General features: G+C 61.8%; 16 protein-coding genes and 1 pseudogene. 2 read left to right on the forward strand and 15 right to left on the reverse strand.

What is annotated here, in order from left to right:
• Positions 1-2: 2 nt before the first annotated feature.
• From atpD to prmC, 11 genes are all read right to left on the reverse strand, one after another.
• Complete coding sequence (gene atpD / locus G7068_RS05280) at positions 3-1,454, reverse strand: F0F1 ATP synthase subunit beta (RefSeq protein WP_166289899.1); 1,452 nt, start codon at positions 1,452-1,454, stop codon at positions 3-5.
• 21 nt (positions 1,455-1,475) lie between these two features.
• On the reverse strand, positions 1,476-2,366 hold the full coding sequence (locus G7068_RS05285) for a F0F1 ATP synthase subunit gamma (protein ID WP_166289902.1): 891 nt from the start codon (positions 2,364-2,366) through the stop codon (positions 1,476-1,478).
• Between the two features lie 79 nt (positions 2,367-2,445).
• Positions 2,446-4,074 carry a F0F1 ATP synthase subunit alpha gene (gene atpA / locus G7068_RS05290; protein ID WP_166289905.1) on the reverse strand — a complete coding sequence of 543 codons (1,629 nt, stop codon included), beginning with the start codon at positions 4,072-4,074 and terminating at the stop codon, positions 2,446-2,448.
• 54 nt (positions 4,075-4,128) lie between these two features.
• Positions 4,129-4,905: an ATP synthase F1 subunit delta gene (gene atpH / locus G7068_RS05295; protein WP_166289908.1), complete on the reverse strand. Its 777-nt coding sequence runs from the start codon at positions 4,903-4,905 to the stop codon at positions 4,129-4,131.
• Complete coding sequence (locus tag G7068_RS05300) at positions 4,905-5,459, reverse strand: F0F1 ATP synthase subunit B (protein WP_166289911.1); 555 nt, start codon at positions 5,457-5,459, stop codon at positions 4,905-4,907. The genes atpH and G7068_RS05300 overlap by 1 nt, the downstream gene beginning before the upstream one ends.
• A 33-nt stretch (positions 5,460-5,492) precedes the next feature.
• Positions 5,493-5,720: an ATP synthase F0 subunit C gene (gene atpE, locus G7068_RS05305; RefSeq protein ID WP_166289914.1), complete on the reverse strand. Its 228-nt coding sequence runs from the start codon at positions 5,718-5,720 to the stop codon at positions 5,493-5,495.
• Positions 5,721-5,771: 51 nt separating this feature from the next.
• Positions 5,772-6,596 (reverse strand): F0F1 ATP synthase subunit A, encoded by an 825-nt coding sequence (atpB, locus tag G7068_RS05310; protein WP_166289917.1) that lies wholly within the window; start codon positions 6,594-6,596, stop codon positions 5,772-5,774.
• Between the two features lie 143 nt (positions 6,597-6,739).
• Positions 6,740-7,216 carry a Cg1360 family ATP-synthase-associated protein gene (locus G7068_RS05315; protein ID WP_244304694.1) on the reverse strand — a complete coding sequence of 159 codons (477 nt, stop codon included), beginning with the start codon at positions 7,214-7,216 and terminating at the stop codon, positions 6,740-6,742.
• Positions 7,213-8,403, reverse strand: a complete 1,191-nt coding sequence (locus G7068_RS05320) for a glycosyltransferase family 4 protein (protein WP_166289920.1) — start codon at positions 8,401-8,403, stop codon at positions 7,213-7,215. Before G7068_RS05320 ends, G7068_RS05315 begins: the two co-directional genes overlap by 4 nt.
• 2 nt (positions 8,404-8,405) lie before the next feature.
• On the reverse strand, positions 8,406-9,071 hold the full coding sequence (locus G7068_RS05325; RefSeq protein ID WP_166289923.1) for an L-threonylcarbamoyladenylate synthase: 666 nt from the start codon (positions 9,069-9,071) through the stop codon (positions 8,406-8,408).
• A gap of 39 nt (positions 9,072-9,110) precedes the next feature.
• Positions 9,111-10,019, reverse strand: coding sequence for a peptide chain release factor N(5)-glutamine methyltransferase (gene prmC, locus G7068_RS05330; protein ID WP_244304696.1), 909 nt, complete (start codon positions 10,017-10,019; stop codon positions 9,111-9,113).
• 123 nt (positions 10,020-10,142) lie between these two features.
• On the opposite strand from prmC, the pseudogene cysK reads away from it, so the two are divergent.
• Positions 10,143-11,077 (forward strand): annotated as a pseudogene (gene cysK, locus G7068_RS05335) (cysteine synthase A).
• A gap of 74 nt (positions 11,078-11,151) precedes the next feature.
• Complete coding sequence (gene cysE, locus G7068_RS05340; protein WP_166289926.1) at positions 11,152-11,745, forward strand: serine O-acetyltransferase; 594 nt, start codon at positions 11,152-11,154, stop codon at positions 11,743-11,745.
• A gap of 6 nt (positions 11,746-11,751) precedes the next feature.
• Here the strand turns inward: cysE and G7068_RS05345 are convergent, their stop codons facing one another.
• From G7068_RS05345 to phnC, 4 genes are read right to left on the reverse strand one after another with little or no spacing between them, the layout of a single operon-like run.
• A complete protein-coding gene (locus tag G7068_RS05345; protein ID WP_166289929.1) occupies positions 11,752-12,348 on the reverse strand; it encodes a TetR/AcrR family transcriptional regulator in 597 nt (198 codons plus the stop codon).
• On the reverse strand, positions 12,341-13,189 hold the full coding sequence (locus G7068_RS05350; RefSeq protein WP_166289932.1) for a tyrosine-protein phosphatase: 849 nt from the start codon (positions 13,187-13,189) through the stop codon (positions 12,341-12,343). The genes G7068_RS05345 and G7068_RS05350 overlap by 8 nt, the downstream gene beginning before the upstream one ends.
• Positions 13,186-14,034: a phosphonate ABC transporter, permease protein PhnE gene (phnE, locus tag G7068_RS05355; RefSeq protein ID WP_166289935.1), complete on the reverse strand. Its 849-nt coding sequence runs from the start codon at positions 14,032-14,034 to the stop codon at positions 13,186-13,188. The genes G7068_RS05350 and phnE overlap by 4 nt, the downstream gene beginning before the upstream one ends.
• The gene (gene phnC, locus G7068_RS05360) at positions 14,015-14,869 is read right to left on the reverse strand and encodes a phosphonate ABC transporter ATP-binding protein (protein WP_205881356.1); all 855 of its coding nucleotides are present in this window, start codon (positions 14,867-14,869) and stop codon (positions 14,015-14,017) included. Before phnC ends, phnE begins: the two co-directional genes overlap by 20 nt.
• Between the last annotated feature and the right edge of the window lie 2 nt (positions 14,870-14,871).

The following is a 14,871-nucleotide window of genomic DNA, read 5'->3' on the forward strand; positions in this document are numbered from 1 at the left end:
GATTAGCCCAGTTCTTTCTGCATCTTTGCCCAGTTCTCTTCGACATCGCTGATGCCACCGACGTTGAAGAACGCCTGCTCAGCAACGTGGTCGAACTCACCCTTGGCAATAGCGTCGAACGACTCGATCGTGTCCTTGAGCGGAACGGTCGAACCCTCAACACCGGTGAACTTCTTCGCCATGTAGGTGTTCTGCGAGAGGAACTGCTGGATGCGACGTGCGCGCGCTACGGTGATCTTGTCTTCTTCAGAAAGCTCATCGACACCGAGGATCGCGATGATCTCCTGGAGTTCCTTGTTCTTCTGCAGAATCTGCTTGACCGTGGTGGCCACGCGGTAGTGGTCCTCGCCCAAGTAGCGGGGATCAAGAATACGCGAGGTTGAGGTCAGCGGATCCACAGCCGGGTACAGACCCTTCGACGCGATCTCACGCGACAGCTCGGTCGTTGCATCAAGGTGCGCGAACGTCGTGGCGGGAGCCGGGTCGGTGTAGTCATCGGCGGGAACGTAGATCGCCTGCAGCGAGGTGATCGAGTGACCGCGGGTCGAGGTGATGCGCTCCTGGAGGATGCCCATCTCGTCGGCGAGGTTCGGCTGATAGCCCACAGCGGAGGGCATACGGCCGAGCAGCGTCGAAACCTCTGAACCGGCCTGCGTGAAGCGGAAGATGTTGTCGATGAAGAGCAACACGTCCTGCTTCTGAACATCACGGAAGTACTCCGCCATGGTCAGTGCCGACAGAGCGACGCGAAGACGCGTTCCCGGCGGCTCATCCATCTGGCCGAACACAAGCGCGGTCTTGTCGAAGACGCCCGCTTCTTCCATCTCGTGGATCAGGTCGTTACCCTCACGGGTACGCTCACCAACACCGGCGAACACCGACACACCACCGTGATCCTGCGCAACACGCTGGATCATCTCCTGGATCAGAACGGTCTTGCCAACACCGGCACCACCGAACAGACCAATCTTGCCACCCTGTACGTAGGGGGTCAAGAGGTCGATGACCTTGATGCCGGTTTCGAAGAGCTGAGTCTTCGACTCAAGCTGATCGAAGGCCGGGGGCGTGCGGTGGATGCTCCAGCGCTCGGAAACCTCGATCTTCTCGCCGTCAGGCAGGTTCAGTACGTTGCCTGCAACGTCGAATACCTTGCCCTTGGTGATGTCGCCAACGGGCACCGTGATGGGGCCACCGGTGTCGACGACGTCCTGGCCGCGGACAAGTCCGTCAGTCGGCTTCAGCGCGATCGCGCGAACAAGGTTGTCACCGAGGTGCTGTGCAACCTCGAGCACAAGCGTGAACGACTCCTGGCCCTCACCAAGGCTGATGGAGGTCTCGAGCTTGTTGTACACGGCGGGAATCGCATCGTGCGGGAACTCAATATCGACGACGGGCCCGGTTACTCGAGCGATCCGCCCGACAACCTGTGTCGCCACTGCGGCGGTTTCGGTCATGATTCTCTCTCTTCGTAGCGTTTAGCCGGACAGCGCGTCAGCGCCGCCCACAATCTCGGAAATCTGCTGGGTGATCTCTGCCTGGCGCGCGTTGTTTGCGAGGCGAGTGTAGTCGCGAATAAGCGTGTCTGCGTTGTCGCTCGCGGACTTCATCGCCTTCTGCGTTGCAGCGTGCTTTGCGGCAGCCGACTCGAGCATCGCGTTGAACACGCGCGACTCGATGTAGGCGGGCAGAAGCTGCCCAAGAACCGCGTCCGCGTCTGGCTCGAACTCGTACAGCGGCTCGGGCGCGTCAGTGGCCTCGGCAACACCCTCGACGATCTGCAGGGGCAGAAGTCGGTGCACCTGAGGCAGCTGGGTGACCATGCTGATGAGGCGGTTGTACACGAGGTGAATCTCTTGTGCACCGCCTTCTTCAGCCGAACGCGCAAAGACGTCAAGAAGCGCGTCAGCAACCTCTTTACCTGTCTCGAAGCCCGGGTTCTCGGTGTCACCCGTCCATACACGCTCGGAAGCGCGACGGCGGAACGAGAAGTACCCCTGAGCCTTACGGCCGATCAGGTAGTACACCACGTCTTTGCCCTCTTCGCGAAGCAGCTCGCTGAGCTCCTCTGCTTCCCGCAGAACCTGCGAGTTGAAGGCGCCGGCGAGGCCGCGATCCGAGGTGAAAATAACGACGGCTGCCCGCTCGACCTTCTCTGCCTCAACGAGTAGAGGATGATCCGTGTTCGAGTGTGTGGCGACGGCCGAGACGGCGCGAGTGATCGCGGTCGCGTACGGCGTCGAAGCCTCAACACGCGCCTTCGCCTTTTGAATGCGAGATGCCGCGATCAGCTCCATCGCACGGGTAATCTTCTTGGTCGTCTGGGCAGAACGAATCTTCTGCCGGTAGACCCGAAGTTGCGCTCCCATGTCTCTCCTGTTTCGGTCGGGGCTGGCTGGTAATCAAAGGTTCGGGATCGGTGGGGGCTTTCACCCCCACCGAGATTCCCTACTTCTTGGAAACGACCAGCTGCTCCTGCTTGATCTCGGCCTCATCGAGCGTGTCGAACTGCTCAGCAAGCGACTGACCTGCCGAGGTGCGGAACTCGCTCTTGAACTTCTCGATCTTTGCCTCGAGCTCAGCGACGATGTCGTCGTCGAGCACGTTGGTCTTACGCAGCGTGTTCAGCGCTTCTGAGTTGCGCGACAGGTAGTCGAGGAACTCACGCTCGAAGCGGAGAATATCTTCCACTGGGACGTCATCAAGGAAGCCCTTGGTGCCAGCCCAGATCGACACAGTCTGCTCTTCAACCGGGTACGGAGTGTACTGCGGCTGCTTGAGTAGCTCGGTGAGGCGAGCACCGCGTGCAAGCTGGCGACGGCTCGTCGGGTCAAGGTCGGATGCGAACATCGCGAAGGCCTCGAGCGAACGGTACTGAGCGAGCTCAAGCTTGAGCGTGCCGGATACCTTCTTGATCGACTTCACCTGAGCGTCGCCACCAACACGAGACACCGAGATGCCAACGTCAACGGCGGGGCGCTGGTTCGCGTTGAAGAGGTCCGACTGCAGGAAGATCTGGCCGTCGGTGATCGAGATCACGTTGGTCGGAATGTACGCAGAAACGTCGTTTGCCTTGGTCTCGATGATTGGGAGTCCCGTCATCGAGCCTGCACCGAGCTCGTCGGAGAGCTTTGCACAACGCTCCAGCAGGCGCGAGTGCAAGTAGAAGACGTCACCGGGGTAAGCCTCGCGGCCCGGCGGACGACGCAGCAGAAGCGATACCGCACGGTAGGCCTCAGCCTGCTTGGAGAGATCATCAAAAATGATGAGTACGTGCTTGCCGTCGTACATCCAGTGCTGGCCGATAGCCGAGCCGGTGTAGGGAGCAAGGTACTTGAAGCCTGCGGGGTCTGACGCGGGAGAAGCCACGATCGTGGTGTACTCCATGGCGCCTGCGTCTTCCAGTGCGCCCTTTACGGAAGCAATGGTCGAGCCCTTCTGGCCGATCGCAACGTAGATGCAACGTACCTGCTTGGTGACGTCGCCCGACTCCCAGTTCGCCTTCTGGTTGATGATGGTGTCGATCGCGATAGCGGTCTTACCGGTCTGGCGGTCACCAATGATCAGCTGACGCTGACCGCGGCCGACGGGGATCATGGCGTCGATTGCCTTGATACCGGTCTGCAGCGGCTCGTGAACCGACTTACGCTGCATAACGCCGGGCGCCTGCAGCTCGAGTGCACGACGGCCCTCGATGTTTGCGATCTCGCCAAGGCCGTCAATCGGCTTGCCGAGGGGGTCAACCACGCGGCCGAGGTAACCCTCGCCCACGGGAACCGAGAGCACCTCACCGGTGCGGGTGACCGGCTGTCCCTCGGCGACGTCGGTGAACTCACCGAGTACAACAACGCCGATTTCGTCTTCGTCAAGGTTCTGCGCAAGGCCAAGCGTGCCGTCTGCAAAGCGGACGAGCTCGTTGGCCATGACGCCGGGAAGGCCTGCAACGTGTGCAATGCCGTCGGCAGCGTCTACGACTGTTCCGACCTCGGTCTTGTCAGCCTGAGCCGGTTCGTATGACGCTGCGAAGTCTTTCAGCGCGTCGCGGATCTCGTCCGGGCTGATTGAGAGTTCTGCCATTTCGTTTCCTCTGTCTGTTCCGGAGGTTTCGCCCCCGGTAATTGAAGTAAAGGCCTAAGCCGCGAGCTGCTGTCGGAGGTCGTCCAAGCGTGCCCGGACGCTGCCGTCGATGATGTCGTCAGCGAGCTGAATACGCACACCGCCAAGAAGATCGGGTTCGATCACAGTGGTGACCTTAACCGGGCGACCTGCAGATTGCTGCAGAAGACGTGCGAGACGCTCCTGCTGCTCAGCTGAAAGCGGGGCTGCAACGGTGACGGTGGCGAGCTCGAAGCCCTCCTGATCCGCCGCGACACGAGCAGCCTGGCGCAGTGCTACGTCGAGACGACGACCACGCGGGTTGGCTGCAAGGTGACTTACCACCGAGATTGCGGAGGCAGAAGCCTTGCCCGCGAGCAGACGCTGTACGAGGCTGACCTTGCCTTCTGCTTCGATCAGCTTGCTGCCGAGGCTGAGCTGGAGCTCGTGGCTGCGATCAACCAGATCGGCAACCGCGAGCAACTCTTCAGGAAGTTCGGCGTTGGTGAGAGCCTCGGCGCGAAGGCCAAGCTCTTCGACACCGGCGACGAACTCATCAGTGTTTGACCAGGCTTCAGTGACCGCAGCGACGAGAACGCCACGCGCGCCAGCTGAGAGCGACCCAAAGAGGCGCTCTACAAGCTGGGTCTTGCTCTCGGTCGTTGCCGAAGCATCACCCAGCACAGCTACGAGAGCGGGTGCCTGAGCGATACGGTCGGCAGCCTCGAGCAATTCGCTGCCGGCAGTCTTGCTGAGCCGCCCCTGCAGCGAGGCCCGGGCCTTGGCGAGAGCCTCGCGTGACGCGCTGCCCATTACTTGGCTGCCTTCTCTGAAGCTTCGAGATCAGCGAGGAAGCGATCAACCAGCGCGGAGGCCTTCTGATCGTCCGAGAGAGACACGCCGACAACGCCGGAGGCGAGGTCGATTGCGAGCGATCCGACGTCCTTGCGCAGCGAGACAGCGGCGCTCTGGCGCTCTGCCTCAATCTGAGCCTGGGCGGCCTGGGTGATGCGTGCCTGCTCGACAGTCGCATCTTCCTTGGCCTTTGCCACGATCTTGGTGGCGTCGGAGCGAGCTGAATCGCGGATCTCGCCAGCTTCCTGGCGAGCACCTGCGAGCTGCGCGGTGTACTCCTGCAGCGCGGCTTCGGCCTTAGCCTGTGCCTCGTCTGCCTTAGCGATGTTACCTTCGATGGCTTCTGCGCGTGCGTCGAGCATCGCCGTGAGCTTCGGAAGGAAGATCTTCCAGAACGCAACGAGAATGATGACGAAGCAGACTGCCGACCAGACGATGTCGTATGTAGCCGGAAGCAGCGGGTTTTGAGCCGCGCCTTCCTCAGCAGCGGCAAAGATCACTGCGTTGAGCATCAGTGCCTCCCTTTCGAGACTTGAGGAGGTGGATTAGCCCTGGAAGATGAAGTAAGTAGCGATACCGATCAGCGCGAGCATCTCGGTGAAGGCGATACCGATCCACATCAGGACCTGGAGACGGCCAGCGAGCTCGGGCTGACGAGCAACACCCTCGATCGTCTTGCCAACAACGATACCCACGCCGATAGCGGGGCCGATAGCAGCGAGACCGTAACCGACGGTTGCGATGTTGCCATTGATTTCAGCGAGAACAGACACAGTGTGTGTTTCCTTCCGTATTTGAGTGCGGCGGAGGCCGAACCCGATTGGTTAGTGCTCTTCAGCCAGCGCGAGCTGGATGTAGACAGCGGTGAGAAGTGTAAAGACGTAGGCCTGCAGCGCGGCAACCAGGATCTCAAAGAGGGTGAAGGCAAACCCAAAGGCGAAGGTGCCAACACCGAACAGCTTGAAGAGCCCGTCTGCGCTGAAGAGGAAGAACTGCGTCGCCGCGAAGAACAGCACCAGCAGGAGGTGGCCGACGAGCATGTTCATGAGGAGTCGCAGTGCGAGCGTGATTGGACGCATAATGAACGTCGACAGCAGCTCGATCGGGGTCACGATGATGTACATGACCCATGGCACACCGGCCGGGAACAGCGAGTTCTTGAAGAACTTGCCGGGGCTCTTCTTGACGCCTGCATAAATGAACATGACGTAAGAGATCACGGCAAGCACGATCGGGAAGCCAACGACCGAAGAACCGGCGATATTCATGAACGGGATGATGCCCGTGATGTTGAACGCCAGGATCAGGAAGAACATCGTCATCAAGAGCGGCAGGAAGCGGCGGCCATCTTTCTTGCCGAGGAGATCCTCTGCAATATTGATGCGCACGAAGTCCATCGCCATTTCGGTGAGCGACTGGCCGCGGGTCGGAATCACGCGCATGCGGCGGGTTCCGAGCCAGAACAGCACGAGCAGCACCACTGTCATGATGATGCGGATCAGCATGATCCGGTTGATTTCAAAGGGGGTGCCCTCGAACCAAAGCGCCTCGGGGTAGAACTCGCTCAGAGACGGCGGATGGAACTCACCATCCCCAGAGGCCAGCAGACTGGAGGTCACGAATTGCGTAGCGTTTGCGAACAGCGCCATTCTCCTGATTCGGGGTACAGCTCAAGTCTGCACTTCGTCGAACGATGGTCGTGCCCCCGGCACTTCTAGACACACCACTATTCAGCGGCCTGGCAGGGACAAGCACAATCCTAACAATGTTTTGAGGTCAAACGAAACCGAAATCAGGATTCGGGTGCGTCAGAAACGTAAGGAATGCGTGATTTCGTCACCACGAGCACGTCAATGATGACCGAAACAAGCACTCCGGAGATGATTCCAAAGAACATAATCGTCGGATCAAGCCAGGGCTGATCGCGCAGAAGAACGGCTGCGACGATAAATCCAATAAACTTCACGACCCACGAGCCCAGCACAATGCTGAAGAAAATGATGATGTACGAGGGGCTCTCGATAAACCGATTCGCGAATGCGATGCTGCCGACCGTAATGCCAAGCAGCACACCTCCGATGGCGGCACCGAGCACCCCACCGATAAGTCCTCGGGAGTCGGCCACGAGCCACCCAATCACAGCAAAAATTACGATGAGCGCAACGGTGGCAATGATGCCCCAGCGCAGCGCGCGCAACAGGATCGGCTGGGAGGTGGGCATCGTCCCGGTTCCCGACTCATTCGACTCGGGCAGCGCGGGAGTAGTCACTCGACGGTCCTTTCGTTTGCGGAGCCGGGTGCGGGCTTCGCGAGCTTCTGTGGTTTTGTGCGCTTCAACGTTATCAAGCCCCGCTGAGCAGCTGCGTCACGCACTCGCTCGGCGGGGAACAGCAGCATCAGCAGAGTCGCCACTCCCCCAACGACGAGCACAATAATCGGCCAGAGGAAGGCCTGCGTCGTAAACACGAGCAACATGGCCACGGAGAGAGCCGCAGTGCCGAGGTAGAAGATCAGCACCGCTTGCAGCGGCGAGTGACCCATATCGAGCAATCGGTGGTGCAGGTGAAGGCGATCCGCGGTGAACGGGCTCTTGCCCGCCTTCAGGCGCCGGATCACAGCGAGCGAGAAGTCGATGAGAGGCAGCGCGAGTACGGCAATCGGAAGAATGATCGGCACGTAGCTCGCGAGCACCAGATTCATATCGAGAACGCCGGGGGTGAGCTGTCCCGTAACTGAGACTGTCGAGGTCGCCATGAGCAGGCCAACGAGGAGCGCACCGGTGTCTCCCATAAACATGCGCGCCCGGTGCCAATTGAAGGGGATGAAACCAACGCAGATTCCGACCAGTACGGCGGCGATAAGGCTGGCAAACGTGACGGACTCGTCAGCCCCAACCTGCTGGGTCAGCAGCCTCGTGTAGATAAAGAAGACCGAGTTTGCGATGATCGCGACGCCCGCCACTAAACCGTCAAGGCCATCAACAAAGTTCACCGCGTTCATGACGAGCGTCATCAAGAAAACTGTGAGCACAAAGTTCACGGCAGGGGACGCGACAACCCTCGTGTCGCCAAACGGCAGCGAGATGATCTGCAAGCCGTTCACGGCAAGCAACCCCGTGGCCGCAAGCTGGGCCGCAAGCTTGATCATCCAGTCGAGGTCAAGCAAGTCGTCGAGAATTCCGACCCCGGCAACAATGGCGCAGGCGCCCATGAGCGCCCAGACCTCGCTGCTTCCCTCGAAGAGAGAGGCGAATTCGCTCTGCGTTCCAGCGATCCCGAACGCGGCGAAGACTCCGAGCAGCATGGCGATGCCGCCGAGCCGGGGCGTGGGAGTGCTGTGTACGTCGCGGGCCCTCACCTCGGGCGCGAGCTTGAAGCGTCGGCTGAGGCGGAGCACCACAAAGGATGCCACCGCGGTCACAGCCGCCGCTATCAAAAACGCGATGAGGTACGCCATGGTTACTCTTCGATCGTCACCTTTGGCAGCAGCTCAGCGATCGCCTCGCGACTGACGGCCCCTTGGCGCAAGACGCGCAGACTACCGCCCTCTTCAGTGAGCTTGGTTGCATCGATGATCGTCGAGGCGAGACCGTCGCCGTCGCTCTCACCAGCTTCGAGGTAGACCGCAACCGAATCTCCGAGCATTTCGCGCGCGGCCTCGGCGGTGCGCCCGGCCGGTTCGCCGTTTTTGTTTGCGGACGAGACCGCGAGAGGCCCGGTTTCCCGCAGCAGCTCAAGCGCGAGGGGGTGGTTCGGGATCCGCAGCGCCACCGTGCCGCCCGTGTCACCGAGATCCCAGCTCAGCGATGGGTTTGCCTGCGTAATGATGGTGAGCGCACCGGGCCAGAAGGCCTCGGCCAGCTGACTCAGAGGAGTTGTCACCTCTGCCGCGAGCGCTGCGAGCGTCGCAGAGTTCGGGATCAGTACCGGCGGCGGCGACTGCCTGCCGCGCCCCTTCGCGTCGAGCAGCCGCTGCACGGCGTCGGGACTGAACGCGTCAGCCGCGACCCCGTACACAGTGTCGGTGGGGAGAACAACAAGTTCACCCCGCCCAAGGGCGTGCCGCGCAGTGCGGGTACCCGAAAGCAGCTGGGAACTATCAGAGCAGTCAAAGACCTCGGCCATAACTCGCAAGTTTAGGGCACGTTGCTTATGCAAATCCCTTTAGTCGTCGTTTGCAATTGCAGTAGTGGTGCGATCGCGGCCGGTGAGGTCCTGGTGGGTCGCGGCCGCGCGCCAGCCATCAGCGGTAAGCAGATCCCGGATCATGCGCCCCTGCAGTTCAGCGTGCTCAAGCACGAGCAGGCCTCCCGGCACGAGCAGATCCCGCGCTACACGACTAATAATGCGCACAATATCGAGGCCGTCGGCGCCTCCGTAGAGCGCGAGCTCGGGGTCGTGATCCCGAACTTCAGGATCCCGGGGCACCATGTCTGCCGGCACGTATGGCGGGTTCGAAACGAGCACATTGACTCGACCCCGCAGCGGCGCGAAGGATCGACTAAGCTGCGTGGATTCCCAGTCTCGGCGGTCGAGATCCGCAATGTCGCCCAGCGTCAGTTCGACGCGGCCCCCACCGAGCGCGGTCACGTTGCGACTGGCCCAGGCGTGCGCTTCGACGCTCTTCTCGACTGCCCACACTCGAGCGGTGGGCACCTCGTTCGCGAGTGAGAGCGCGATCGCGCCGCTGCCGGTGCAGAGGTCCACGGCGATGGGTTCAGCGCTTGGAACCTGCTGCAGCGCATCGATGGCGAACTGCGCGACAGACTCCGTTTCTGGCCTCGGGATAAACACCCCTGGCCCAACCGCCAGCTCGATACCGCGGAACGGCGCCTTTCCAGTGAGGTGCTGGAGCGGCACGCGGTAAGCGCGCTCCCCTGCGAGATCGCGGATCGCGTCCGCCTGCTGGGCAGTCACTGCGGACCCCATCACGGCGAGCGCCTGCACACGACCGCGAGATTCTTGCAGCACGTGTCCGACGATGAGCTCGGCGTCGGCTACCGGATCCTCGATGCCGGCTTCGGCCAGTTCAGCACGGATTTCTTCGAGCAGCGTGTTCAGGTCGTGTGTCACCGCTCCACTCTGCCATATCCCAGGTCATGCTTCGTCACAGTACATAACGTGGGAATAATCCTCAGATAAGCTGACGCTATAGTTTGTGAAGGATTTTTGGTCGAGCACTCGAAGGAGCCTCTCATGGCACGGACGTACGAAAACATTACGCAGGCATTCGGCAACACCCCACTGGTGCGGCTGAACCGCGTCACCGACGGCGCGGCCGCTGACGTCTACGCAAAGCTCGAGTTCTACAACCCGGCGGGCAGCGTGAAGGATCGCATCGGCATCGCAATTATTGATGCGGCCGAGGCCTCGGGCGAGTTGAAGCCCGGCGGCACGATCGTCGAGGGCACGAGTGGCAACACCGGAATCGCGCTCGCGTTTGTCGGAGCCGCCCGCGGTTACCGCGTGATCCTGACCATGCCCGAGACCATGAGCGTTGAGCGCCGCAAGCTGCTCGCAGCGTACGGCGCCGAGATTGTGCTCACCGAGGGCCCCCTCGGCATGAAGGGCGCGGTTGCGAAGGCCGAGGAGATCGCGGCGAACACTCCGGGCGCAGTGCTCGCGAAGCAGTTTGGCAACCCGGCGAACCCCGCGATCCACCGCGCCACCACTGGCCCAGAGATCTGGAACGACACCGACGGCAGCGTCGACATCTTTGTTGCAGGCATCGGCACCGGTGGCACCATTACCGGAGCGGGTGGGTATCTCAAGGAGCAGAACCCGAACGTCAAGGTGATCGCGGTTGAGCCCATCGACTCGCCCCTGCTGACCGAGGGCAAGGCCGGCCCCACAAGATTCAGGGGCTGGGCGCGAACTTTGTGCCCGACATTCTGGATCGCGACGTGTACGACGAGGTCATCGATGTGACACTCGCCGATTCAATCGCGAAGGCTCGTGCACTCGGTACCGATGAGGGCATCCTCGCGGGCATCTCGGGTGGTGCCGCGGTGTGGGCTGCGACCGAGGTCGCAAAGCGCCCCGAGAATGCTGGCAAGAAGATCGTTGTGGTTGTGCCAGACTTTGGCGAGCGCTACTTCTCGACGGTACTCTTCGAGGATCTCGCGGTTTAACCGCTTGTCATTCTGCGCGAGGGACGAGTCGCAGAATCAGGTGGTAGATCCTGCGACTCGCAAGCTCGCGCAGGATGACGGAAGCATTTGAAAAGGACCATGTGAGCATTTTTTCTCGCATTCGCGAAGACATCTCGGCGGCCCGCGCGCACGATCCTGCAGCGCGCGGGTCGCTTGAGGTGTTTTTTGTGTACTCCGGGTTGCACGCCGTGTGGTGGCACCGGGTGTCGCACAAGCTCTGGAACCGCGGCCGTCGGTTCTTGCCGCGAGCGATCTCGCAGGTCACAAGATTCTTTACCGGGATTGAAATTCACCCCGGTGCCACGATCGGTCGCCGACTGTTCATCGACCACGGCATGGGTGTTGTTATCGGCGAGACCGCGGTTGTTGGCGACGACGTACTCATTTACCACGGGGTCACACTCGGCGGAACGGGCCACCACGGCGGCAAACGCCACCCCACAATTGGGGATCGCGTGATCCTCGGGGCTGGCGCAAAGCTACTCGGCAATATCGAGCTCGGCCACGACAGCGCTGTGGGCGCCAACGCGGTTGTGGTGCACTCGGCTCCCCCATGGACGACGCTCGTAGGGATCCCGGCCCACGGTCGCCCGCGCCGCGGCGCCCCGGCCGAGATGCCCGACGCCGCGGACTTTTACGTAATCTAGCGCGCCCTAGCCCGGGTTCAGCATGCCGCGCCAGGCGACTCTCAGGGCCGCTCGGCAGCGGTCGCGGGTCGCGGGGTCACTGAGCGAGTCGCCCCGCACCACGACCTGGTAGTAAAACACGCCGGTGATCAGGTCGCAGCACGCGTCGAAATCGAGATCCGCTCGCAGCTCCCCTCTCGCGACGCCGAGCTGCAGCAGTTCCAGCAGGCCCGCCCGTCGTCGAGTGATGTGAGAGTTCCAATAGGTCTGCTGCAGATCCCGATCCGCGAGCGAAAGCCGTAGCCTTGTGCGCAGCCTCTCCTCGGAGTAGCCAACCTCGGCGCCATCGCTTGAAAACGCCTCAAGCAGATTCTCGAGGAGGTCTCCCGAAAGACTGATGCCGTAGGGCGTGCGGCCACGATCCAGTGCCGCCGCGATCAGCTCTGTGATTCCCGGCCACCTGCGATAGATCGCCGCTTTACTCACTCCGCTCGCCTCAACTACTCTTCGCACAGATAGCGTCTCGCCCGATTCGAGCAAGGCCGAGACGCCCTCCAGCACACGCTCGTCGAGCGTCTGCGTTCGAGGCCGTCCCGGGCGACGCTCAACAGCCGTGTCAGCCACGCGCTGGCGCGAGTGCTCGTGCACGCAGGGCCTCAACCAGCGTGTCAGTGAGACCCTCTGCTCGCAGCGGCTGAAGCGGATCCCCGTAGCGCTCGGTGAGTGTGTCGAGCGCCTCGTGCATGGGAGCCTCCGAGAAAGCCTTACGGGTTGCCGCGCGAACGGCCTCATTCAGGTCAAACCCCATCCGCTGAATAAGCGGCGCAAGCACGGGCGAGATGCGCTGCTGGATCGCCTCGGAATTCTGACCGGTTACCACATAGTCGGCAACCACACTTTCCCGGCTCGCGCCGAGCGCCAGCAACAGCGAAGCTGCCAGCACACCCGTGCGATCCTGACCTGCGGCGCAGTGGAACGCGACGGCCCCCGGCGCATGAGCGATGACCGCGAGTGCGGTCACGATCTGCGGTGCGGCGGTCTCAAACATTCGCAGGTACATGGATCCGTAGGTGCTTTGATCCATCATGTTTTTGTGAGCATCAGTGCTGTTGGAGCCGCCCACGCCACCCGCGGCGCTTCCGATGTTCGCCATCAGTGGCACGTGGTGGTGGCTCACCGCGCTCTGCGCGCCAAGCGGGCCGCGCCCGGTAATGTCAAGCTCGTCCTGCGAGCGCAGATCGATCACGGCCCGCAACCCACCGTTTACGAGCCCGTCAACGTAACCCGCGCTTGCTGTTGCGAGGTCATCGGCGCGGATCGCGAACCCTTCACGGACTCGGCCTCCCAGTACCGGAATCCCTCCCAGATCACGCAGGTTGACGGGCGGGGTGAGTGGGATCTCGCGCGATCCCGTCTCCGAGCTTTTGAGCAGAGAGTGAGCAGTGGTGTTGTCGATGAGTGTCATGTGATCTTCCTTCGAATGATGGCGCTCAGCTGGTCGATGACCGTCACGAGCACGATGATGCAGATAACGATGGCGCTGAGGTGACCGTAGTCATACATCTTCATCGCCGTGGTGAGTTCGAGGCCGATGCCTCCGGCGCCCACCATGCCGAGGATCGTCGCGCCGCGCACGTTGCCCTCAAAGAGCAGGAGTGTGTAGGAGACCAGAAGCGGGGCCGCCTGCGGCAGCACACCGTACTGGGTGATCTGACGCTGTGAGGCTCCCACCGCGCGCATCGCGGTCATCGGTCCGTCGTCAACGGATTCCATCGCTTCGGCGAAAACCTTGCCGATCGATCCGATCGATCCAACGGTCATTGCGAGAATGCCCGCGAACGGGCCGAGCCCGACCGCCGAGACGAACATCAGCGCAAACACCAGGTCTGGCAGGGAGCGGATGACGTTCATTAACCAGCGTGTTGGGTAGTACAGCCACTTGGGTGCGATGTTGGAGGCCGCCCCAAATGCGACCACCAAAGACAGCACGGCTCCGAGCGCAGTGCCCACAACCGCCATCTGCAGGGTCTCAATGAGCAGCGACACGATCGTGCCGAATTTCTCCCACGTCGGCGGAAACATGCGCGAGATGAACGTCACCATGTTCACGGAGCCCTCACCGAGCTTGGCGAAGTCGAACTTTGCTCCGACGAACGACCAGATGAGGATCAGCACAACCAGTGGCAGCCCGAGCATAAAGCGAGCGCGCGGCACCCGGAAGGCGCGCTCGAGGCGCACACGCTTGGCAGCATCAAGCTGCGGGCGCTGGGATTTGTTCTTACGATCCGTGTCAGGCGGCGAGAGCACCATCAGCGTCACCCTCCTCAGCATCGTGCTCGTAGAGCGGCTGGAGTGCCGCTGCGTCGAGCTGACGGGTAGGGGCCGAGACGAGCACCTCGCCGTGCCGGAGGCCGATGATGCGGTCCGAGTGCTGCAGCGCGAGCGGCAGCACGTGGAGGCTCACCAGCACGGGGATGCCGTCTTCACGGGCGATCTGCTGTAACAGCTCGAGCACCGAGTGGGACATCTTCGGATCGAGCGAGGCGACCGGCTCATCAGCAAGAATGAGCTTCGGGCTCTGCATGAGGGCTCGAGCGATGGCGACCCGCTGCTGCTGGCCTCCCGAGAGCGTTCGGGCCTGATCCTTTGCTTTGTGTGCGATCCCGACCCGATCCAACAGTTCCAGCGCCCGCTTACGGTGTGCGCTCGTAAAACCACCGACGAGGTTCAGCGGACCCGCGTTGTGCAGTGCACCCGTCAGCACGTTCGTGAGCACACTCAGCCGACCGACGAGATTGAATTGCTGGAACACCTGTCCGACCGAGGCCCGCACGTCGCGCAACTGTCCACGCTGCAGGTTCTTGAGGTCAAACCCCACGACCCGCGCTTCGCCACCACTGACGGGTGCGAATCCGGTGAGGCTCTTCATCAGGGTTGACTTGCCGGATCCCGAAGAGCCCAACAGGGCGACCATCTCACCGGGAAACAGTTCGAGGTCGACGCCGTCAAGCACCACAGCGTCTTCGTTGTAGGCAACCTTGAGGTTGCGCACGGAAACCAGCGGAAGCTGCTGCCTGATCTCATCGGTGTTGGGGTTTGGGGCGTGCACGTCGTTAGCCACGGGCTTGCTGAGTGTCATAGACATTG

Origin of the sequence: Leucobacter viscericola, assembly GCF_011299575.1 — a bacterium.
Taxonomy (GTDB): Bacteria; Actinomycetota; Actinomycetes; order Actinomycetales; family Microbacteriaceae; genus Leucobacter; species Leucobacter viscericola.

Coding starts and splice junctions, on each gene's coding strand:
- G7068_RS05285 (WP_166289902.1), bottom strand. CDS start 2,366: ATGGGAGCGCAACTTCGGGTCTACCGGCAGAAGATTCGTTCTGCCCAG.
- phnE (WP_166289935.1), bottom strand. CDS start 14,034: ATGGTGCTCTCGCCGCCTGACACGGATCGTAAGAACAAATCCCAGCGC.
- G7068_RS05320 (WP_166289920.1), bottom strand. CDS start 8,403: ATGGCGTACCTCATCGCGTTTTTGATAGCGGCGGCTGTGACCGCGGTG.
- atpB (WP_166289917.1), bottom strand. CDS start 6,596: ATGGCGCTGTTCGCAAACGCTACGCAATTCGTGACCTCCAGTCTGCTG.
- G7068_RS05325 (WP_166289923.1), bottom strand. CDS start 9,071: ATGGCCGAGGTCTTTGACTGCTCTGATAGTTCCCAGCTGCTTTCGGGT.
- atpH (WP_166289908.1), bottom strand. CDS start 4,905: ATGGGCAGCGCGTCACGCGAGGCTCTCGCCAAGGCCCGGGCCTCGCTG.
- G7068_RS05300 (WP_166289911.1), bottom strand. CDS start 5,459: ATGCTCAACGCAGTGATCTTTGCCGCTGCTGAGGAAGGCGCGGCTCAA.
- cysE (WP_166289926.1), top strand. CDS start 11,152: ATGACGGAAGCATTTGAAAAGGACCATGTGAGCATTTTTTCTCGCATT.
- atpD (WP_166289899.1), bottom strand. CDS start 1,454: ATGACCGAAACCGCCGCAGTGGCGACACAGGTTGTCGGGCGGATCGCT.
- atpA (WP_166289905.1), bottom strand. CDS start 4,074: ATGGCAGAACTCTCAATCAGCCCGGACGAGATCCGCGACGCGCTGAAA.
- phnC (WP_205881356.1), bottom strand. CDS start 14,869: ATGTCTATGACACTCAGCAAGCCCGTGGCTAACGACGTGCACGCCCCA.
- G7068_RS05350 (WP_166289932.1), bottom strand. CDS start 13,189: ATGACACTCATCGACAACACCACTGCTCACTCTCTGCTCAAAAGCTCG.